The organism is Alkalihalobacterium alkalinitrilicum, from assembly GCF_002019605.1.
GTDB classification, from domain to species: Bacteria; Bacillota; Bacilli; order Bacillales; family Bacillaceae_F; genus Alkalihalobacterium; species Alkalihalobacterium alkalinitrilicum.
In genome coordinates this window covers 2,362,473-2,382,468 of sequence record NZ_KV917368.1, presented here as the reverse complement: position 1 = coordinate 2,382,468, position 19,996 = coordinate 2,362,473, and the positions used below count along the sequence as shown (strand labels likewise).

At 37.7% G+C, this 19,996-nt stretch carries 20 protein-coding genes, 1 riboswitch and 1 other annotated feature; of the genes, 10 read left to right on the top strand and 10 right to left on the bottom strand.

What is annotated here, in order from left to right; genetic code table 11:
* Positions 1-304: 304 nt before the first annotated feature.
* Positions 305-2,062 (bottom strand): phosphomethylpyrimidine synthase ThiC, encoded by a 1,758-nt coding sequence (thiC, locus tag BK574_RS11155; RefSeq protein ID WP_078428662.1) that lies wholly within the window; start codon positions 2,060-2,062, stop codon positions 305-307.
* Positions 2,063-2,263: 201 nt separating this feature from the next.
* Positions 2,264-2,374: riboswitch (TPP riboswitch) on the bottom strand.
* Positions 2,375-2,800: 426 nt separating this feature from the next.
* Between thiC and BK574_RS11150 the strand changes: the two genes are divergently transcribed.
* Positions 2,801-4,171 (top strand): aspartate kinase, encoded by a 1,371-nt coding sequence (locus BK574_RS11150; RefSeq protein ID WP_078428661.1) that lies wholly within the window; start codon positions 2,801-2,803, stop codon positions 4,169-4,171.
* A 955-nt stretch (positions 4,172-5,126) separates the two neighbouring features.
* Here the strand turns inward: BK574_RS11150 and BK574_RS11140 are convergent.
* A complete protein-coding gene (locus BK574_RS11140; protein WP_078428659.1) occupies positions 5,127-5,600 on the bottom strand; it encodes a hypothetical protein in 474 nt (157 codons plus the stop codon).
* Positions 5,601-5,763: 163 nt separating this feature from the next.
* Positions 5,764-6,597, bottom strand: coding sequence for an ion transporter (locus BK574_RS11135; protein ID WP_078428658.1), 834 nt, complete (start codon positions 6,595-6,597; stop codon positions 5,764-5,766).
* 163 nt (positions 6,598-6,760) lie between these two features.
* Here BK574_RS11135 and BK574_RS11130 point away from each other — a divergent pair, with 163 nt between their 5' ends.
* The 3 genes from BK574_RS11130 to BK574_RS29055 all read left to right on the top strand — a co-directional run bounded on the left by BK574_RS11130 (position 6,761) and on the right by BK574_RS29055 (position 8,616).
* Positions 6,761-7,783: an NAD(P)/FAD-dependent oxidoreductase gene (locus tag BK574_RS11130; RefSeq protein WP_158211626.1), complete on the top strand. Its 1,023-nt coding sequence runs from the start codon at positions 6,761-6,763 to the stop codon at positions 7,781-7,783.
* An 82-nt stretch (positions 7,784-7,865) separates the two neighbouring features.
* Positions 7,866-8,219 carry a methyltransferase domain-containing protein gene (locus tag BK574_RS29060; RefSeq protein ID WP_338020594.1) on the top strand — a complete coding sequence of 118 codons (354 nt, stop codon included), beginning with the start codon at positions 7,866-7,868 and terminating at the stop codon, positions 8,217-8,219.
* Entirely contained in the window at positions 8,182-8,616 is a 435-nt protein-coding gene (locus tag BK574_RS29055; protein WP_338020593.1) for a hypothetical protein, read from the top strand. The genes BK574_RS29060 and BK574_RS29055 overlap by 38 nt, the downstream gene beginning before the upstream one ends.
* Positions 8,617-8,855: 239 nt before the next feature.
* Here BK574_RS29055 and proC read toward each other — a convergent pair whose 3' ends face one another.
* Genes proC through proB form a run of 3 tightly spaced genes read right to left on the bottom strand, consistent with a single transcriptional unit; the run spans position 8,856 to position 12,066 of the window.
* Complete coding sequence (gene proC / locus BK574_RS11120) at positions 8,856-9,689, bottom strand: pyrroline-5-carboxylate reductase (protein WP_078428656.1); 834 nt, start codon at positions 9,687-9,689, stop codon at positions 8,856-8,858.
* Between the two features lie 14 nt (positions 9,690-9,703).
* The gene (locus BK574_RS11115; protein ID WP_078428655.1) at positions 9,704-10,948 is read right to left on the bottom strand and encodes a glutamate-5-semialdehyde dehydrogenase; all 1,245 of its coding nucleotides are present in this window, start codon (positions 10,946-10,948) and stop codon (positions 9,704-9,706) included.
* Positions 10,945-12,066 carry a glutamate 5-kinase gene (proB, locus tag BK574_RS11110; RefSeq protein ID WP_078428654.1) on the bottom strand — a complete coding sequence of 374 codons (1,122 nt, stop codon included), beginning with the start codon at positions 12,064-12,066 and terminating at the stop codon, positions 10,945-10,947. Before proB ends, BK574_RS11115 begins: the two co-directional genes overlap by 4 nt.
* A gap of 83 nt (positions 12,067-12,149) precedes the next feature.
* Positions 12,150-12,358: a binding site (T-box leader), on the bottom strand.
* A gap of 103 nt (positions 12,359-12,461) precedes the next feature.
* On the opposite strand from proB, the gene BK574_RS11105 reads away from it, so the two are divergent.
* Positions 12,462-13,259 (top strand): SDR family NAD(P)-dependent oxidoreductase, encoded by a 798-nt coding sequence (locus tag BK574_RS11105; RefSeq protein ID WP_078428653.1) that lies wholly within the window; start codon positions 12,462-12,464, stop codon positions 13,257-13,259.
* On the opposite strand, the gene BK574_RS11100 is transcribed toward BK574_RS11105, so the two are convergent.
* The 3 genes from BK574_RS11100 to BK574_RS27470 all read right to left on the bottom strand — a co-directional run bounded on the left by BK574_RS11100 (position 13,250) and on the right by BK574_RS27470 (position 14,340).
* The gene (locus tag BK574_RS11100) at positions 13,250-13,453 is read right to left on the bottom strand and encodes a YqzH family protein (protein WP_075384947.1); all 204 of its coding nucleotides are present in this window, start codon (positions 13,451-13,453) and stop codon (positions 13,250-13,252) included. The genes BK574_RS11105 and BK574_RS11100 overlap by 10 nt on opposite strands.
* Before the next feature lie 115 nt (positions 13,454-13,568).
* Entirely contained in the window at positions 13,569-14,051 is a 483-nt protein-coding gene (locus BK574_RS11095) for a YqeG family HAD IIIA-type phosphatase (RefSeq protein ID WP_078428652.1), read from the bottom strand.
* A 142-nt stretch (positions 14,052-14,193) separates the two neighbouring features.
* Positions 14,194-14,340, bottom strand: a complete 147-nt coding sequence (locus BK574_RS27470) for a hypothetical protein (RefSeq protein ID WP_158211625.1) — start codon at positions 14,338-14,340, stop codon at positions 14,194-14,196.
* A 318-nt stretch (positions 14,341-14,658) separates the two neighbouring features.
* Here BK574_RS27470 and BK574_RS11090 point away from each other — a divergent pair, with 318 nt between their 5' ends.
* From BK574_RS11090 to BK574_RS11075, 4 genes are all read left to right on the top strand, one after another.
* Entirely contained in the window at positions 14,659-15,867 is a 1,209-nt protein-coding gene (locus BK574_RS11090; RefSeq protein WP_078430845.1) for a Y-family DNA polymerase, read from the top strand.
* Positions 15,868-15,878: 11 nt separating this feature from the next.
* Positions 15,879-16,211, top strand: a complete 333-nt coding sequence (locus BK574_RS11085; RefSeq protein WP_078428651.1) for a YolD-like family protein — start codon at positions 15,879-15,881, stop codon at positions 16,209-16,211.
* A 341-nt stretch (positions 16,212-16,552) separates the two neighbouring features.
* Positions 16,553-16,831 (top strand): hypothetical protein, encoded by a 279-nt coding sequence (locus BK574_RS11080; protein ID WP_075384944.1) that lies wholly within the window; start codon positions 16,553-16,555, stop codon positions 16,829-16,831.
* A gap of 193 nt (positions 16,832-17,024) precedes the next feature.
* Positions 17,025-17,504 carry a low molecular weight protein-tyrosine-phosphatase gene (locus BK574_RS11075; protein ID WP_078428650.1) on the top strand — a complete coding sequence of 160 codons (480 nt, stop codon included), beginning with the start codon at positions 17,025-17,027 and terminating at the stop codon, positions 17,502-17,504.
* A gap of 104 nt (positions 17,505-17,608) precedes the next feature.
* On the opposite strand, the gene BK574_RS11070 is transcribed toward BK574_RS11075, so the two are convergent.
* The gene (locus BK574_RS11070) at positions 17,609-17,788 is read right to left on the bottom strand and encodes an H-type small acid-soluble spore protein (RefSeq protein WP_078428649.1); all 180 of its coding nucleotides are present in this window, start codon (positions 17,786-17,788) and stop codon (positions 17,609-17,611) included.
* A 316-nt stretch (positions 17,789-18,104) separates the two neighbouring features.
* Here BK574_RS11070 and asnB point away from each other — a divergent pair, with 316 nt between their 5' ends.
* Positions 18,105-19,952, top strand: coding sequence for an asparagine synthase (glutamine-hydrolyzing) (gene asnB, locus BK574_RS11065; protein WP_078428648.1), 1,848 nt, complete (start codon positions 18,105-18,107; stop codon positions 19,950-19,952).
* Positions 19,953-19,996 lie beyond the last annotated feature (44 nt).

Below are 19,996 nucleotides of genomic sequence, written 5' to 3'. Positions count from 1 at the left end.
TTATAATTCTAGTAAAGCTTGTTGGTAGGAAAGAAGATTTTAGGTACAAAAAGTTCTAGTAAAAGAAAAATAAGGCGAAAATAGAGAAATAAACACAGGTTGTTCCAGTAAAAGGAAATATGAGCTAATAAAGGATCCGATAGATACATAGAATTTCAGTAAAAGGAAGAAAGGGGAGCCAAACAAAGGAGAGTTATAGCTAATTAATTTAGTATTCTCATAGTAGGGATGGAGTTGGAAATTAGAGAGGGGGCCGAAGGATAGTACCTAGTACCATCCTCAGCCCCTTTAATCTCATTATGAATTACAGTTTTGTATAAATTTTACTTCCTTGCTCTTTAAATTCTTCTGATTTTTTGTCCATTTCTTCTTTTAATAGTGTCTGTTCATCGATTCCTTTTTCCTTTGCGGTTTGACGGAGGTCGTGAGAAATTTTCATGCTGCAAAATTTAGGCCCGCACATTGAACAAAAGTGAGCTGTTTTCGCACCTTCTGCTGGTAAGGTTTCATCATGGAAGCTCATCGCTTTTTCAGGATCAAGTGATAAGTTAAATTGATCACGCCAACGGAACTCAAAACGTGCCTTTGAAAGGGCATCATCACGCTTTTGAGCGTTAGGGTGGCCTTTAGCCAAATCAGCAGCGTGAGCGGCGAGCTTATAAGTAACGACGCCTTCTCGGACATCGTCTTTATTTGGTAGGCCTAAATGTTCTTTTGGTGTAACATAGCAAAGCATTGCGGTTCCATAAGAAGCGATCATCGCAGCACCAATCGCTGACGTAATGTGGTCATAACCTGGGGCAATATCAGTTGTTAATGGGCCAAGTGTATAAAATGGTGCTTCATTACAAATTTGAAGTTGCTTATCCATATTTTCTTTAATTTTATGCATCGGTACATGTCCTGGTCCTTCTACCATTACTTGAACGTCATGCTCCCAAGCAATTTTCGTTAACTCTCCTAGCGTTTCTAACTCAGCAAATTGAGACTCATCATTTGCATCCGCAATGGAACCTGGACGTAAACCATCCCCTAGAGAAAAGGCGATATCGTATGTTTTCATAATTTCACAGATCTCTTCAAAGTGTGTGTATAAGAAGTTTTCTTGATGGTGAGCAAGACACCAAGCAGCCATAATCGATCCACCTCTTGAGACGATTCCTGTTAAGCGATTCGCGGTTATCGGCACATAACGTAATAACACTCCTGCATGAATCGTAAAGTAATCAACCCCTTGTTCGGCTTGTTCGATTAATGTATCGCGGTAAACTTCCCACGTTAAGTCTTCTGCGACTCCATTTACTTTTTCGAGTGCTTGATAAATGGGTACCGTACCAACTGGAACAGGGCTATTTCGTATGATCCATTCTCTCGTAGTATGAATATGTTTACCAGTTGATAAGTCCATGATTGTATCAGCACCCCAGCGGATCGCCCACGTCATTTTTTCAACTTCTTCTTCAATGGAAGAACTGACCGCAGAGTTTCCAATGTTTGCATTAATTTTCACATGGAAATTTCGGCCGATAATCATTGGTTCACTTTCTGGATGATTGATGTTTGATGGAATGATTGCTCTTCCACTTGCCACTTCAGAACGTACAAAATCAGGCTCTAATCCCTCACGTATCGCAATAAACTCCATCTCTGGAGTAATGATCCCCTGTTTGGCATAATGCAACTGCGTTACATTTTTCCCTTGTTTGGCTCGAAGTGGTTTTCGATTTGTCGTATCAAATATTTTTACGGCTTTTGTTTTTTCTAAATCGATAAATCCATTATCTTCGGGTTTCACATTTCGGCCGACATAACATTCGACATCATCACGCTCCAAAATCCATGGTTTCCGGAGTTCTGGTAAACCTTTCCTCACATCTGCTTTGTAGGATGTATCTGTGTAAGGTCCAGTCGTGTCATAAACTCTAAATGGTTCATTCGCAATTTCTTCACCGTTAAACGAAGTGGGGCTTAGTTCTATTTCACGAAATGGAACTGATACATTTTTGTTTTTTTCGTTCACATAAACTTTCTTACTGTTTGGGAATGAGTTAAGAATTGACATAAAAAAATCCTCCTAAAATTTGATTGAGTTCTTGTTGCTCGAACCGATCCTGGAGGAGGGGACTTTAAATATATGTACAGAATAGTATATGTCTGTTTTTTTGCATGAAAATATTACTTACTTTACAAATGAACGCTCATTTATAAAGGGTATCATTAAACAGTACAAATAAAAAGACCGCTAGAAAGCGGTCGGATGGACATACGTATTCTACAAAATCCCTCCGCTAGCATTACCTAGATCAGGTTCACGGTCGACAACAGTATCAGTTGTCCTCTCAGCCCTTTGCTTGGAGCTCCCGTTTTCTTTAGTTGTACTATAAAACTAACATACATATTTTCAAAAGAAAACAGTACATTGGATCTATTTTCCTTTTTTTTTTATAAAAGGTGGCAGTATTCTTTATTTAGCCAAATAAAATTTTGAATTTTTCATGAATACGTTCGCAGTTAGCAGGAATTATGACAAAAAATAGCGAATATTGTTGTTAATTTTAGCTCTTTATTTCTGTAAAGTATTACTGTCGCATTAAAATCCTTCAATATGGGAGGGTTTTCTATCGATTAGCGTGAATGAGGAGGATGTGTAGGTTGACTAGGCCAGTTGGTGATATATCCTTACACAGCCTACCATATCCATTTTATTCAACTTTGCAAACGACAGGTGGCTATGATAAATTATGAATTATTGAAATATTAAGGGAACAGAAAAAAACTTTATAGGAGTTGGAGAAACAAGATGAGAGTAGCGAAATTCGGTGGGACATCAGTGGCGAACGCAGAGCAAATTCGTAAAGTGGCAGCGATTATTGGTGAGAACGAGGAAAGAAAGTTTGTTGTCGTTTCAGCACCAGGTAAGAGAGAAGCAACAGATACAAAGGTTACGGATTTACTTATCCAATTAGCCGAAGCTGTGCTAGAAAAAAGAGACGTTGACAATGCTCTTCGCGCAGTCGTTGGCCGTTATGAAGAAATCGCATTGGATCTTAATTTATCTAGAGATATTATTGAAACTATTAAAGCAGATTTACAACAAAGGGTTGCATTTGATTCTAGCCATGAAGGAAAATTTATCGATCAAATGAAAGCGAGCGGGGAAGACAATAATGCAAAATTAATAGCAGTTTATTTTCAAAGTATCGGAATAGAAGCTCAATATGTCAACCCGAATGAAGCGGGATTATTAGTAAGTGACGAACCTGGAAATGCTCAAGTACTTCCAGAAAGCTACGATCATTTATTTCAATTAAGGGAGCGTTCAGGTGTTATCGTATTTCCTGGATTTTTCGGGTACTCTAAAGAAGGCACGTTAGTTACGTTTCCTCGTGGTGGATCAGATATAACAGGGTCCATTTTAGCGGCTGGAGTTAAAGCTGATTTATATGAGAATTTTACAGATGTTGATTCTGTATTTGCCGCCAACCCTAAAATTGTAGAAAACCCTGTTAATATTAAAAAAATGACGTATCGTGAAATGCGTGAATTATCGTATGCTGGATTTTCTGTATTTCATGATGAGGCCCTAATGCCAGCGTTCCGCCAGTCTATTCCAGTTTGTATTAAAAATACAAATAATCCAGAAGCACGTGGAACAATGATTATGGCTGAGCGTGCTTGTGTAAGAAATCCAGTGATTGGAATTGCTAGTGATTCAGGTTTTTGTACATTGTATGTTCGTAAATACTTAATGCATCGTGAAATAGGTTTTGGACGCAGGTTGCTTCAAATTATTGAAGAAGAAGGCATTTCGTACGAACATATCCCATCAGGTATCGACGATACATCGGTTATTCTAAAACAATGTCAATTAGATGGTGAAAAAGAACAGCGTATTATTTCACGAATTAAAGAAGAATTAGATGTTGATGATGTGTATGTAGAACGCGACTTTTCGATGATTATGATCGTGGGTGAAGGCATGCATAATACCATTGGTCTTTCCGCACGTGCAACACTTGCACTCGCAAATGCGAACGTCAACATTGAGATGATTAACCAAGGTTCATCTGAGGTAAGTTTAGTGTTTGGAGTTCATCAAGAAGACGAAGAAAAAGCGGTTCGTGCACTGTATGATGAGTTTTTTGGAGCAGCTGACGAATCGATTGAATAAGGTGAATAAAAAAACAACTTAATGCTATGTAAAGTTATAATGTTTCACATTATATAAGAATGGATGCATCACTAATATCAATTGTGGTGTATCTTTTTATATTATGACTATGTTTAAGATCATTGTGATAACCGTTGATTTTGACACACGCCTTCAGTAAACTGAAAGGTTGAATTTTCAATAATGAGCCAAAAATCACCAATCAACATTAACAATCTTTTTTATCCCGTTTAACTGGCGCTAAGACTCCCACTTCAAGACTTTGAGGAATCAATAAAGGATAAGTGGGAGATGATTGAACACAGACTAAGGTCGCCACGTCCTATGGCAACGTCTGTGCGACCCACATCCTGTGGCCCTCAGTAACAACCCGATTGGTTCAACTAATATTCAGTGGGGGATGAAGGATAACCCCCACTGAATAAAGTTTCACTTTATAAGACCCTAAATATCGAAAGCGATTTTTGGGAAAGATTCCTTTTGATATACAGGAAGAGGAGCACGTTTAAGCTATAAACAATAATGTATACGAAAAATGACAAATAAATTTTCCAACCAGTAAACGTAAACACATTTAATTTTAATGCAATCCATTCTAACATTGTTGTTAATAAGGCACAAACTATAATGAATAGAACTGTTTGTTTGACGGAAAAAGCTCTAGGCTTAAAGTAATTTATCGCAAAATAGGCAAAGGGAAAATATCCGAAGAAAAAGATTAAAAAGTCAAAGATTTCATGTTCTGGAAGGTCCATAGTCTCATATAATTCGGCTGGGGGAACTGCAAGCGACATATCTGCAGTAAATACAAAATATACGTTCAGAGTCCATATTAAAAAAATTTCAAGTGCACTAAGGTGTCTAGGAATAACAAATAGTAAAATCCAGACAAACACTAATAAAATAATGACGAATATTTCATTTTCATCAAATTTTTCTGGTGGGTAAAGCAACATTAGGCATTCAGCTCTTTTTTAATTAAATTTCCAAGAATTTTTACGTATAATGCAGTCAATATAAAAATTCCTAGATAGCGTAAGAATTCGTAAAATGTGTTCCATTTAACGAATTCTAAAAAGCCCAATTTAATAAATAGTAATTCAAAAGAAACTAAACTAAATATAAAAAATGTAATAATGGTAGCTTTGATGAATAGTTTTAAATCAGAATAGAAAATAAAAATCGCCCAAATAACTAATAGCGGTTTAGCTCCAATAGAAGCTATTTTTTGTGTCCATAAACTCATTGCTTCATCAGGGCTTTGTGTTAGTTTTAAATTAATATTGATAATAACACCTGATAATTCAATGAAAATATTTGATGATAGATAGCATCCGATAATGCTTAACCCGTTCATTTTTCTTTTCAATATGAATACTGAAGTAATTAACAGTATGGTTAAGATTATGAATGTCCATAGTATTACCATCGTTTAACTCTCCTACCATGTCACTTATATAGTTATAGTATGGTTACTGTTATAGAAATTTATTACCTGTTTTCTTTATTATAGAGGTTGAATTTGACTGGTCGAAGGCGAACTGGTGTCAAATAAAATAGAAATTAAATAAAGACAAGAGCTGAGAAATGCCTCAGCTCTTGTTCATTTTGATCATCATCTTTTTCAACTCAGCAATTTCTTTTCGAAGTTCACGGACTTCATGTTTCGTGTCAACCTCGTCACTTTCGTTTTCATCTTGATTCGCTTTCTCAACATTACTTACGATAACACCAATAAATAAGTTAAACACGATAAATGTACCAACGAGAATAAAGAGGACAAAATATATCCACGACCATGGGACTTCTGCGAATATTGGCCGCATTACACCACTTGCCCATGATTCAAGTGTGACGACTTGGAATAGCGTTAATAAGGACAATTGCAGATTTCCAAAATACTCAGGTGCAACACCCGCAAACAACATCGTTCCAATAACGGCAAAGATATAGAAAATAATGCTCATTAGAATCATAATATTTCCAAGTGCTGGGATAGTTAATAATAACGCATCGACCAGTCTTCGTAATGAAGGAATGACAGAAATCGCTCTAAGAACACGAAGAACACGTAATATACGTAAGACGGTAATGAAATGTCCACCGACAAAGATATGACCTGCAGCAACAATTAGGAAGTCAAACCAGTTCCAACTGTTTTTAAAAAAAGAGTAGGTGGGACGCGCTGCAATCATCCGTAAAGCTATTTCAATCGTAAAGATCCATAATAGAGTGATGTCTGCGTAATAAAACCAGCTTGTATAAGTTTGATAAACAGATGGATACGTTTCAATTCCAACCACAATGGCGTTAATGATAATGAACGTAATGATCGTAGTTGTAAAAGCTTTATGATCAACGATTTTTGCACAATACTCCGAAATGCGATTCGGTATTTTTTTCTCCTTTGTTTGCTGTGACGCCATTTTTCTCCTCCAAAAACTTCTAATATCAATACAACACTACTTATTTTACTAGATTTTTATGAATAGGGAAAGTCACCAACCTTCCGTTCAACACTTTGCCATGCCTGAAACAAGATCGATTTGCTACAATGAGGGAAAAGGATTGATATGGAGGAAGAAGGACATGAAGCATTACTCGGTAATTATCGTCGGAGCAGGGTTAGCTGGTATTATAGCAGCAAAGAAGTTTGAGGAGCAAAATGTAAACTATCTCGTTTTAGAAAAAGGGAATAGTGTTGGTGGGCGAATGGCAACGAGACGTATGAATGGAGGTAGGAGTGATCATGGCGCTCAATTTTTCACGGCACGAAGTGAGAAAATGAAACATCTTGTAAAGCAATGGGAACAAGATGGTCTTATCCATACGTGGACGAAAGGTTTTCATCAAATGAAAAATGTAATGGAAATAGAGAGTCTCTCATTACATCAGGATGGATATCCTCGTTATGCAGGCAAGGGAGGTATGAATGCATTAACGCAGGGAATAGCAAACGGCTTGAATATTCAGCTTAAACATATAGTAGAGACGGTGCAGTGGGTAGAAGATAAGTGGGCCATAAAGGTCCGTGTAGACGGAAAATCACAGGAGCTAACCTTTACAGCAAACCGATTAATGTTAACATCACCTACCGCGCAATCGATAGAGCTACTTCATGGTGGAGAAATTCTAGTAGAGGCAAGTGTAATGAAAGAACTAGAAGAGACAAGTTATTTTCCTTGTTTGTGTGCGATAGTTGCTTTAGATGCACCAACGAATATACCAAAACCAGGAGGAATACAAATCAAAGAGGGAATTATTTCATTCCTTGGTGATAATCAACAAAAAGGCATTTCGGATACAACGGTCGTTACGATCCACGGAAATGAATATTGGTCACGTGAACATTATGATCAAGATGATCATGTTATTATAGAAACACTAATTAAAGCGGCTCGTCCTTTACTTGGTGAAGGAAACATTTTAGATAAACAGTTAAAGCGTTGGCGTTATTCAAAACCAGATAAACTCCATCCAGAAGAATTTGTGGCTTCAACTTTACCTGGACCTATTGTTTTTGCTGGAGATATTTTTAAACGGGGAGCAGTCGAAGGTGCTATTCTTTCAGGGTTAGCGGCAGCAGAATGGATAGTAGAGGAAAGGGACTGAAACTATGAAATTTTAGTAGGTACTTTTCTTATATCAATATGAAGGTCATGATATCATAGGTAGAAATGAGAGGGTATTAATTATGAATGTAAGTGATAATTTTGAGGAATATGATAATCCTGAGTTGTACGATTTTGAAAACGATACTTTTTTATTAGATTTGCCACTCATTAGAGAGTTTGCAAAACAAGTTGAAGGTCCTGTTGTTGAGCTAGCTTGTGGTACGGGGAGAATTGCCATTCGGTTAGCTGAAGAAGGAATTGAAACTGTAGGAGTTGATTTTCATAAAAAAATGTTAACTAAAGCTATCGAAAGCGAAGGAAAGGGAACTAGAATTAAGCTGGGTATTGCAAGATTGTACCAAGTTAGATTTAGGTCTACAAAGCTCATTTATCTTCATGGTAGGAAATTCTTTTCAACACTTTTTAACGAATGAAGCTCAAGACGAGCTACTCGACTCGGTTCATCAACATTTGGAGGGAAATGGTATTTTTTTGTTTGGTACGAGATTTCCTTCTAGAGAAGAGCTTATGCAACCTGAGAAAGAGGAGTACTGGCGATCTTATTATATACCGTCTGGTGAGAAGGTAAATGTTTATACAGTAAGTCACTATGATGATGTTAAACAAATCCAAACGTATAAGACAATTAGAAGAAGTGCGGAAAAAGAAGGTCTGACACAAATTCAATTACGCTATGTGTTTCCGCAAGAGATGGAACGTCTATTACAACATCGTGGATTTACGATTGTCCTACAATATGGGAATTGGGATAAAGCACCTATATCCAATAATAGTAGCCAGTTGATTTACATTTGTAAAAAGAAAAGTTGAATCTAAAATCGCCTTCAATATCTTTACGAAAGATGTTGAAGGCGATTTTTTTATCCTGTATCTACTGGCAATAATACCCCTACTTCAATACTTCGAGGAATTAAAGAAGGATAAGTGGGAGATAAACTGCTAGTAACAACTAAATGAGCACAGACGTTGCCACGTTCTGTGGCAACGTCTGTGAGATCCACATCGTGTGGGGGAAGAGGTAAACCTTCAGTGATTGAAGTTTCACTTTATTATTTTGTTTCTATAAAAATTTGTCCCAATTCTTTTGCTCTTGTTGATGAGCGTTTAACACAAGCCGTGACTGCTTCTTGGAATTGATAGGAGGCGAGCACACCTAATGCGGCTTCGGTTGCACCATTAGGACTCATGACTTCTTTATAAAGCTGTGCAGATGTCTTAGAAGTAGACTCTAGACGTTTTAATGAACCTTTTAATGTTTGAATGATTACTTCTTTTGCTTCTTCATCGTCTAATCCAAGATCCTTTGCTGCGTTTTCCATAGCTTCAACAAAATAATAAATATATGCAGGGCCACTTCCAGCGACACCTGTAAACGCATCTTGTTTGTCTTCCGGAATGATGTGAACTGTTCCGATTGCTTTAAATAGTTGGGCTGAAATATCTGTATCTTTTTCCGATGCGAAGATTCCAGCGGATAGAGCTGTAGCTGATTCACCTACTTTGGCTGACGTATTTGGCATCGACCGAATAACAGGGGCTTTAATACCTAGTAATTCCTCAAGGTAACTGGTTGTTACTCCAGCTAAAATCGAAATAAAAATTTGTTTTTTATGAATGTAAGGTTTAATAGACTCGATTCCATCAACGACGGTCGACGGCTTCATTGCCAGTATAACGATATCTGCCTCTGAAACAGCTTCCTCTTTACTTGTAGTTGTGTGAATGCTGTACATATTTTGTAAATCTTCTAACCGCTTAATATCTTGTTTGTTTGTTGCAATAATTTGCTCAGGTCTTAATAAGTCTTTTTTAATAAGGCCAGCAAAAATCGCTTCAGCCATTGAGCCCGCTCCTACAAAAGTTACTTTTTTATTTTCTAACATAATTGCACCAGCCTTTATTTTATTTGTCCTGTGCCGCGAACGACATATTTCGTTGAGGTTAATGCAGGGAGTCCCATTGGACCACGAGCATGAAGTTTTTGTGTACTTATTCCAATTTCTGCACCAAAACCAAATTCAAAACCGTCCGTGAAACGAGTAGACGCATTATGATAAACAGCTGCTGCATCTATATAGTTCAAAAATTTGCTAACACTTACGGCATCCTCTGAAATAATCGCTTCTGAATGTTTCGTACCGTAAGTTTGGATATGGCGAATTGCTTCATCAACATTTTCTACGATCTTAAGTGCTACTGTTAAATCAAGGTATTCCGTTCCCCAGTCTTCTTCAGTTGCGGCTATCAAACTATTGTCGATTTGGCATGCTGTTTCATTCGCGCGGATTTCGACTTTTTTAGCTTTTAATTGAGCAAGCAGGTCTTGTAAATGATCTGTTGCCCAATCTTTGTGGACGAGAATTGTTTCAGCTGCGTTACATACAGATGGACGTTGTGTTTTCGCATTAACAGCAATTGAAATGGCCATCTCCTGATTGGCATCTTTATCAATATAAATATGGCAGTTTCCAACTCCTGTCTCGAGAACTGGAACGGAAGCATTTTTGACAACCGATTGAATAAGACTCGCTCCACCACGTGGAATAAGAACGTCAAGATATTCATTAAGTTTGAACATTTCCGAAGCGGTTTGGCGACTGGTGTCTTCTAGAAGCTGGACGGTTTCAATCGGTAATTGGCTTTTTTCAAGGGCATGGTGAATTACTTGAACGATTGCTTTATTGGAATGAATAGCTGTGGAACTTCCACGTAGAATTACAGCATTACCTGCTTTTAAACATAATCCAGATGCGTCTACTGTTACGTTTGGTCTTGCTTCATAAATCATTCCAATTACACCGAGTGGAACTCTTACTTTTTTGATTTGAAGTCCATTTGGGCGCTCCCACGCTTCGAGAACTTCATCGATAGGATCTGCTAGTTCAACAACTTGTTTTAAGCCATCAGCCATATCTAATATTCGTTCACTCGTTAGTTTTAGTCGGTCAATAAGCGATTCTGTCAGGCCATTGTCTCTACCAGCAATCACATCTTTTTCATTTTCTGTTAAGATAAAGTCAGTTTCTTCAATTAGTTGTCCTGCAATTAGCAGTAGAGCTTCGTTTTTCTGTTCTGTTGATAAGACTGCTAGTTCTGCTGTAATTTCTTTTGCTTTTTTTGCTTTTTGAATGAGTTCACTCATTTGATCATCTTCTCCTTTATCGTTACCCATAAATTTCGGTGTATAACTTCAGAACGTTCTTTGTTGGTCTGTTTTTTGGCTGTTTCGCTTGATAGTCCTTTAATTTGTTCTAGTTCATTTGATGAGTAATTGACTTGGCCTTTTCCGATTAACTCACCATTTGCATTGATAACTTCAATCACATCACCAGTTGAGAAGTGTCCTTCAACGGCCGTGATGCCAGCTGGGAGGAGACTTTTACCATTGTGTATGACTGCTTTTTCCGCACCAGGGTCAATCGTAATTTTTCCAGCAATCTCAGAATGAATTCCGATCCATTGTTTTTTATTTTTCATCGTGTGATGATCACTGTAGCCAACGTACGTACCATCACCTTTACCAGCAATAATGTCGACAAGTTTTTCAGGGCCAGTTCCAGTTCCGATAAATACTTTAACACCGACAGAAAGGGCAGTTTTAGCAGCTTCAATTTTCGAACGCATTCCCCCCGTACCAACTTTTGAACCAGCACCACCCGCAGCAGCTATGAGTTCTTCTGTAATTTCGGGTAAAAATGAGAATTTCTTTGCATTCGGATTCGTTTTTGGATTGTCATCGTATAAACCATTTATATCGGTAAGGATAATTAATGTGTTCGCATGAACAAGTCCACTGACTAAAGCTGAAAGCATGTCGTTATCTCCGAAAGTTAATTCTTCAAGAGAAATCGAGTCATTTTCATTAATAATCGGGATGACGTCACGTTTTAAAAGTTCTGTTAAAGTAGAATATGCATTATTGTACTGTTCTTGGTTAGAAAAATTATGTCTAGTTAGTAGCATTTGAGCTGTGACCATTTGATGTTTTCGAAATTCTTCTGTGTATGCTTGCATCAGGAGACCTTGCCCTACAGCGGCAGCTGCTTGCTTACCAGCAATGGTGACGGGACGCGTTGGGTAGCCGAGATGTGTAAATCCAGCAGCAACTGCACCAGAAGATATGAGGATCACATCATGTCCTTGTTGTTTTAGGTTTGTGATTGCAGCAGTATGTTCATAAATTTTTTCAATGGATAGTCCACCGTTTGTATTTGTTAATGAACTACTACCGATTTTTACGACAATTCGTTGTCTCGTCATCGTTATCCCTCTTTTTATTTGTAGAGTCAGCTTTAAGTGATAAAATAGATCATAGAAAAAATAAAAAACTCTTCAAGTCCTATAAAAAGGACGGAAGAGTTAAATCCGCGGTGCCACCTTTGTTGGCAAGCTAATAAGCCAGCCCTCTTGGACCGTTAACGCCGGCGACGGTCAGGTTTGCCTGACAGCTCAAGGGTAGGTTCAACAGTTTCAGTGGTGGCAGACCTTTCAGCCGGTGGGTACTGCTCTCTGGACACATGATACTGTTTACTAATCCTATCAACGCTCATTATACTTTGGAGACTATTATAAGTCGATCTTTCATTTTCGTCAAGGTGTGGATGATTGTTTTTTTAAAATTTCGAATATGTACACAAAATATTAGGAGTGAGAAGATGACAACGAAGCTCTTATTAAATAAAAAAATTGTTATAACAGGTGCTTCTAGTGGTATAGGTAAAGAAATAGCCTATATCGTTGCTGAAATGGGAGCAACACCAATTTTACTTGCGAGGTCGGTAGATAAGCTCGAAGCGATTTCCATAGAAATTAACCAAAAATTTTCAGTTCAAGCTTATTATTATTCATTAGATGTGACTTCATTTGAATGTGTGCAAAAGACAATCGAACAAGTCATTTCAAATCATGAAAATATAGATGTCCTTATTAATAACGCTGGAGTCGGTTATTTTGATGCATTTCATGAAGCGGATTTTCATCAGATCGAAGAGATGTTTCATGTCAATGTTTTAGGACTAATGGCGTGCACGAAAGCCGTTCTTCCATACCTACTAGAAACGAATGAAGGGCATATTTTGAATATTGGTTCGCAAGCGGGTAAAATTGCAACTCCAAAATCAAGTGTCTATTCAGCAACGAAGCATGCCGTACGAGGGTTTACGAATGCACTTCGAATGGAATTGCACGAGACAAATATTCATGTAAGTCTAATTAACCCAGGACCTATTCGAACAGCTTTTTTTGACCAAGCAGATAAAAGTGGTACCTACAAAAAGAATGTTGAAAAGATGATGTTATCACCAGAAGATGTGGCAAATCGGATTGTCGAACTTATTATTAAACCGAAGCGAGAGTTAAACTTACCATGGTGGATGAATGTGGGATCAACTGTTTATCAGTTGTTTCCTCGTCTTGTTGAGAAGTTGGGTGGAAAAAAGTTTTATCAAAAGTAATTAACGGTTAAATAATCGTATATGACATCGTGAAGAATATGATGAATGTCTTCATTGGGATTTTCTAATCTCTGTTTATTAAACTTATCTATGAGCGTGTCGACTTGTTCGACGGTTAAACAAACATCAGGATCTTGCACATAGCTTGCTGTAATTTTTTCGATCTTCTTTTTCAGGAATTGACGATCAATCATTATTACTACTCCTTAATTAAATGTCTTCTTTATTTTAGTAGAGTTTTCAAAGTGAAACAAAATATACCCCCATAAACTGAAAAGGTAGAAACCGCAACAGTTTCTACCTTCGCCTTTACCATCTTCTACGAATAAGCCTTTCGAATACTCGCTTTAACCTAATATTCCACGGCTCATGTTCTTCGCCGACTGGGTGAACAAGCACGGTCCTCATCTTAAGACGTTTACCACACCAAACATCTGTAAAAAGTTGATCGCCAAGAAATAAGCTTGTTTCTTTCTTTGCTCCTATTTTCTGCATATACTGTTCAATCTTCCTTATACCGGGCTTCCCACTGCGTCCTAACCCATGTATTCCTAGAGGTTCAGAAAAGCGGTCAACTCGCCCTTGACTATTATTTGAGATGATGGCAAGGTCGACTCCACTTTCTTTTAACATGTTGACCCAGTTCTCTACATCTTCTCCTCCTGGTTGATGATGAATAGCTAGTGTACTATCTAAGTCGGATAAAATCGTTTTAATATTATTCTTTTTTAGCCATTCTGATGAAATCTCTGTAAAATGTTTTAACTCAAAATCAGGTTGAAAATATTTCATTTGCCTAAGTTCTCCTATGTATTTTTCTTTTTGTTAATTTTCCCTTTATTTTTACTGAAATGCAACTTTAAAGGTTATTTATGCTGTTTCTAATTTTAACAGCAATAAGAGCACTGAAGGCAATCAGCGCTCCTTTTTGCAGTTATCCCGTTACGATCGTATGTTTGCCACCAGGTTGGTCGTCTACATCGTCAACGTAGGCAATCAATACAACATTTAATTCTTGTTCAAGCCTTTTTAACTTTTGTAATTGTTGGTCATTTAAGCTGGCTGCATGATAGTGTTCCATGTTTAGTTCACCCCATGTTTAGCATTACCCAATTGGTTTTCGATTATTTTAAAGAAATCGTCTTGTCTCTTTTTTGTTTAACAGGCTGCCAAAGGTTGTGGAGATAAACGCCAGTAACTAATAAGCAAATGACCATAAACTAAGTAAGAGATTTTAAGTATACGGATATGTAAAGTTTTTCTAATTGATAAACGAACGTATATTCGGTTATAATAAAGAATACAATACGAACATAAGTTCCTTTTCGAGGAGGGAATTCACGTGGTGCCGCAACAATTATATGAAACGCTTGAAAAGCGGAGCATTCTCTGTGTTGATATGAAAAGCTTTTATGCGAGTTGCTCGGCATTAGCCCTTGGACTTGATCCATTAGAATGTTATTTAGCTGTCGTTGCTGACACAAATAGGTCTGGTAGTGTAGTGTTAGCTGCCACTCCAAAACTAAAAAAGGATTTTGGAATTAAAACAGGAAGTCGTTTATTTGAAATTCCTGATGATCCACGGATTCAACTTGTCAATGCACGAATGGCGATGTATTTAGACACTTCGGTTGAATTGACGAAGTTTTTCACTCGTTATGTCCCTTTTGAAGCAATTCATGTTTATAGTGTCGATGAAAGCTTTCTTCAAGTAGATGGCACCGAACGGCTTTGGGGAACAGCTCAGCAATTAGCAGAACGAATCCGTGAAGACATGCTGAGAGATTTTGGTTTAACGTGTGCAATAGGCATTGGACCGAATATGCTCATGTCTAAGCTTTGTCTTGATATTGAGGCAAAAAAGTCAGGAGTAGCCCAGTGGGATTTTGAAGATTTGAAGAAGGAATTGTGGCCACTACCGTTACGAGAGATGTGGGGTATTGGTTCAAGAATGGAAAAACGGTTAAATCGGCTCGGGATACGGACGGTAGGACAACTTGCTCAATATGATGTTTCACGGCTTGAGAAAGCATTTGGTGTCATGGGCAACCAAATGTATTACCATGCTTGGGGAATTGATTTATCAGAACTTGGTGCCCCGATTATGCAAGGGCAAATTAGTTTTGCAAAAGGCCAAATTTTACTCCGTGATTATAAGGAAAAAGAAGAAATTGAGTGTGTGATTTTAGAGATGTGTGAGGAAGTAACGCGGCGAGCTCGAAATAGAAGTAAGGCAGGACGAACAGTAAGTTTAGGGCTCGGTTACAGTAAGGAAGAGTATGGAGGCGGATTTCACCGTTCGATTAGTCTTGACGAACCGACCAATTTAACGATGGATATTTATGAGGCCTGTCTACATTTAATGAAGAAGCATTATCGGGGAGAAACGGTGCGACAAATTACGATTGCGTTATCCAATGTTTGTGACGATGTTCAAGTTCAACTTAGTTTATTAGATCCTGATAAGCCTCGCAAAAAGGAATTAGGTTATGCGATGGATGCGATTCGTAACAAATATGGATCAGATGCCTTATTACGTGCTGTTTCTTATACGAAAGCAGGTACTGCTAAATATCGTTGTACACTTCTTGGTGGTCACAAAGCATAGGAGGATAAAAAATGATTAAAGATCGTGGAAATATAAAATGGACAGCGATGATGCTTCCAGAGCATGTTAGTTTGCTCCATGAGTTAAAAAAAGAACTTACTTATCAGACAAAACCAGAGCTTGATGAACAACAATTGCTAGAAATGAATGAACAGATTTGTGAAGGAATGGAAAATAATGAGGCACTTATTTTTACGTATTACGAAAACTATGACTATCATTGTATGGTTGGTACTGTTCATCATTTTAATGAGGTGGAAAGGAAGTTACACATTATCGATCGATTTGGAGAAAAATGTTATTTAAAGTTGGACGAAATTATTAATGTGAAAACGTACAAGTAAAATGTCACTTTTATGTATAAATTTCGATCAGCTTTCCTAAAATAGTTTTTAGCTCGTTAATGAACCGAAAGTTGCAAATATTATAAAGTGAAACTTCCATCAGTGAGGGTTTTGCTCCTCCACTGACGGTTAGTTGAGCCCACACGAAGTGGTCACACAGAAGTTGCCACAAGACGTGGCGCATTTAGTTGTTGGAGGCAGTGTATCCCCACTTATCCTTCTTTCTCGAAGTCTTGAAGAGGGTGTATTACTGCCAGTTAATGCGGGATAATTTCGTTGAGTTTACAAACAAGCTTTAGTAGTAGGACCTTTAAATTTTTTAGAATAGGAAGTGAAGGAACGTGCGCGTTCATGATTTAGTCGAGACTAAAGAATTTTTTGTCGGGGAAACAAAGCCAAATTTTCACGTCATCTATGAAAAATTTGAAAATAATGATGCTGTCTATGTTGACGGAATGTTTCAAATAAAAAAAATAGGGACAGAAGAAATTATTCAGATTTTTCGGGGTGAGGAAGATACCCTATGTAATGTAGAGCGTTATTGCATTGGTAAAGACTACCCCGATATAGAGGCGGTGTTAGCAAAAGTAAAGATGAGTCATAAAGAAATCTTTATTTAAAAAAAATTGAGAAATGAGAATACTATAAGTTCCTCGCTCCATTTATCGAGGCTGAAGTACTTGCTGATTTGATTGGCTTAACCTTTTTATGTTTCAAGATTAAGTCCGTTACTACATGAATAAGGCGTTGCTTCTCATAGTGAATTGCGCTAACATTTACGTTGTGTAGTGTGACCTAGAAAGGAAGAGAGCAATGGTAAAAGTATTATTCGTGTGTTTAGGCAACATCTGTCGGTCGCCAATGGCAGAGGCTGTTTTTCGAAAAAAAGTCGAAGAAGCTAATCTTAGTAATGTATTTGAAATTGATTCAGCAGGAACTGGAGATTGGCATATTGGAAAGCCTCCACATCAAGGGACGAGAGCCATTTTAGATCAGCAGAAAATTGATTATAGCGGAATGAAGGCACGAAAGGTAAAAACTTCTGACCTTCAAGACTTTCATTATATTATTGCAATGGATGCTGAAAACTTAGGTAATTTGAACGCGATGGCAAAGTTTGAGCGAACAGGAAAAGTTGCAAGGCTCCTCGACTTTCTTCCAGACAGTGATGTAGTCGATGTACCTGATCCATATTTTACTGGGAACTTTGAAGAAGTTTACGAACTTGTAAATCAGAGCTGTGACCGTTTATTATCTTACATTTGTGAACGAGAAAATTTAACAAAAGACTGACTCATAAGTGATAAAGCTCCACAAATCGATATATAGTTGCCCATTGAAGGGTCAACTATATATCGCATAGGATGCTGATCTCTTGATCTGGAGTCAGTCTTTTATTATTGTTCTAGTAGTTGTTGAACTGGAACCGTCATTTCATTTTCAGGTTGGCTTTTTTCATATACACGAGCCGTTTCGTTATCACGGTCTACATGTTGGATCATGACAGGTATACCATTAAAAACTACTTGAACATCTTTCATTGATTCTACGATTTCTTGAGCACGTTGGGCATTCACTTCTAACCACTCCTTTTCAATGCTTCCCCACTAATAGGCAAACCAGATTTTTCTAATTTACGTTTTCATTATGATGATAAATTACTCACTTTATGCATAATCATGAAAAAGAGTTTCTATTCGAAGGCTATTTTTCATAAGTGGTCTAGTATAAAACTGAACAATTGCTCTTTTTCATGATGTTATGGAAAAAAGGTTGAGGTGTAAGGGGTTACAAAGGATTACCAAAGTCACAATCTATGATAACCGTGAATACGATGGGATATAGGCTGGTTGCCTAATTAAATAAAATTCTCCCGAAAGAGGGTTGATATAGATGTGTGGTATTACAGGTTGGATTGACTGGAAACATAATATGATGAAGGAACAGACGGAAGTAGAAAAGATGGCAAAAACGTTATCCCGTCGAGGCCCAGATGATATTAATATTTGGAACTCTCATCATGCGGCATTAGGACATACTCGTCTAATCGTAGTTGACCCAGAAGGTGGCATTCAGCCAATGACTAGAAAGAAAGGGAATCGCTCATATACAATTTGCTATAACGGAGAACTTTATAACACAGAAGATCTACGAAAAGAACTTCTGCAACGAGGCTATACGTTTAAGGGACATTCTGATACAGAAGTACTCTTAACTTCTTATATAGAGTGGGGTTTTCATTGTTTAGAAAAATTAAACGGAATATTTGCTTTTTCGATTTGGAGTGAACACGATCAAAGCTTAATCCTTGCTCGAGATCGTTTGGGTGTAAAGCCGTTATTTTATTCCGTACAAAACGGGAGATTATTGTTTGGATCTGAAATTAAAGCGCTACTAGCTCATCGTGATATGTCACCAACGATTGATGAAACTGGACTTTCTGAAGTATTAGGTTTAGGACCATCACGAACACCTGGGAATGGCGTGTTTTCAAATATAGAAGAGCTTCGTCCCGCACATGCGATGCTTTATGACCGAAACGGGGCGAAAATAAGTCGCTACTGGAAGTTAAAAAGTAAGGAGCATGTAGATAGTCTTGATGAAACAGCCGAAAAAGTTCGTTGGTTGTTAACTGATACGGTTGAACGGCAATTGGTAGCGGATGTTCCTATTTGTACGTTTTTATCAGGTGGCATCGACTCAAGTGCGTTAACCGCATTGGCTGCGAATGTGTATGAACGAGATAACAAAGGAATTCTGAGAACCTATTCGGTCGACTATGCTGAAAATGATAAGTATTTTAAAGCAAATGATTTTCAGCCGAATGCGGATGGTCCCTGGATTAAAAAAGTATCTAGTGAGTTTCGTACTTTGCATACGAACCACGTTATCTCAATGAAGGAACTCGCAGGGTATTTGAAGAAAGCGGTTGAAGTGCGTGACTTACCGGGAATGGCAGATATCGATTCAAGTTTATTATGGTTTTGTGAAAAAATTAAAGAAGATGTGACCGTCGGCTTATCAGGAGAATGTGCCGATGAAATATTTGGTGGGTATCCTTGGTTCCATAAACCAGAGGTGATGAATCTAAATGGCTTTCCGTGGATGCGTTCAACCCAAGAGCGAGAAGCACTTTTGCAAGATAAGTGGAAAAATAAACTAAAGTTGCAGTCGTACGTTCATGAACGATATAAAGAAACGATTGGAGCAACTCCTCGATTTGATGAAGATACGAAAGATGAAGCGCGTAGGAGAGAGATTTCTTATTTGAATATTATTTGGTTTATGACGACCTTACTCGATCGAAAAGACCGAATGAGTATGGGGGCAAGTCTTGAAGTTCGTGTCCCGTTTGCGGACCATCGTCTTGTAGAATATGTGTGGAACATACCTTGGGAAATGAAACGCGTAAATGGATTAGAAAAAGGGATCTTACGTAAAGCGTTGGAAGGTATTTTACCTGATGATGTTTTATATCGTAAAAAGAGCCCCTACCCCAAGACGCATAATCCTCATTATACGAATGCCGTGAAAGCAGAAATGCTTAACATCTTAAAAGAAAATGACTCACCATTATTTGACTTAATAGATCGTACTAAAATGAAGGAAATTGCCGAGAGTGGTGGGGCTTCGTTTAAAACACCTTGGTTCGGACAATTGATGACGGGTCCACAGCTAATCGCTCATTTTATTCAAATGGATCATTGGTTGAAGCATTATAATGTCGAGATAAAAGCATAAAAAGTAATAGATGAAAAGGCGCCTACTCGATAAGGCGCCTTTTC

Coding starts and splice junctions, on each gene's coding strand:
- BK574_RS11100 (WP_075384947.1), bottom strand. CDS start 13,453: ATGATTGATCGTCAATTCCTGAAAAAGAAGATCGAAAAAATTACAGCA.
- BK574_RS11085 (WP_078428651.1), top strand. CDS start 15,879: ATGATTAAAGATCGTGGAAATATAAAATGGACAGCGATGATGCTTCCA.
- BK574_RS11090 (WP_078430845.1), top strand. CDS start 14,659: ATGAAAAGCTTTTATGCGAGTTGCTCGGCATTAGCCCTTGGACTTGAT.
- BK574_RS11105 (WP_078428653.1), top strand. CDS start 12,462: ATGACAACGAAGCTCTTATTAAATAAAAAAATTGTTATAACAGGTGCT.
- BK574_RS11150 (WP_078428661.1), top strand. CDS start 2,801: ATGAGAGTAGCGAAATTCGGTGGGACATCAGTGGCGAACGCAGAGCAA.
- BK574_RS11095 (WP_078428652.1), bottom strand. CDS start 14,051: ATGAAATATTTTCAACCTGATTTTGAGTTAAAACATTTTACAGAGATT.
- BK574_RS29055 (WP_338020593.1), top strand. CDS start 8,182: ATGGTAGGAAATTCTTTTCAACACTTTTTAACGAATGAAGCTCAAGAC.
- asnB (WP_078428648.1), top strand. CDS start 18,105: ATGTGTGGTATTACAGGTTGGATTGACTGGAAACATAATATGATGAAG.
- BK574_RS11075 (WP_078428650.1), top strand. CDS start 17,025: ATGGTAAAAGTATTATTCGTGTGTTTAGGCAACATCTGTCGGTCGCCA.
- BK574_RS11135 (WP_078428658.1), bottom strand. CDS start 6,597: ATGGCGTCACAGCAAACAAAGGAGAAAAAAATACCGAATCGCATTTCG.
- BK574_RS11140 (WP_078428659.1), bottom strand. CDS start 5,600: ATGGTAATACTATGGACATTCATAATCTTAACCATACTGTTAATTACT.
- BK574_RS29060 (WP_338020594.1), top strand. CDS start 7,866: ATGAATGTAAGTGATAATTTTGAGGAATATGATAATCCTGAGTTGTAC.
- proC (WP_078428656.1), bottom strand. CDS start 9,689: ATGTTAGAAAATAAAAAAGTAACTTTTGTAGGAGCGGGCTCAATGGCT.
- BK574_RS11130 (WP_158211626.1), top strand. CDS start 6,761: ATGAAGCATTACTCGGTAATTATCGTCGGAGCAGGGTTAGCTGGTATT.
- proB (WP_078428654.1), bottom strand. CDS start 12,066: ATGACGAGACAACGAATTGTCGTAAAAATCGGTAGTAGTTCATTAACA.
- thiC (WP_078428662.1), bottom strand. CDS start 2,062: ATGTCAATTCTTAACTCATTCCCAAACAGTAAGAAAGTTTATGTGAAC.
- BK574_RS27470 (WP_158211625.1), bottom strand. CDS start 14,340: ATGGAACACTATCATGCAGCCAGCTTAAATGACCAACAATTACAAAAG.
- BK574_RS11115 (WP_078428655.1), bottom strand. CDS start 10,948: ATGAGTGAACTCATTCAAAAAGCAAAAAAAGCAAAAGAAATTACAGCA.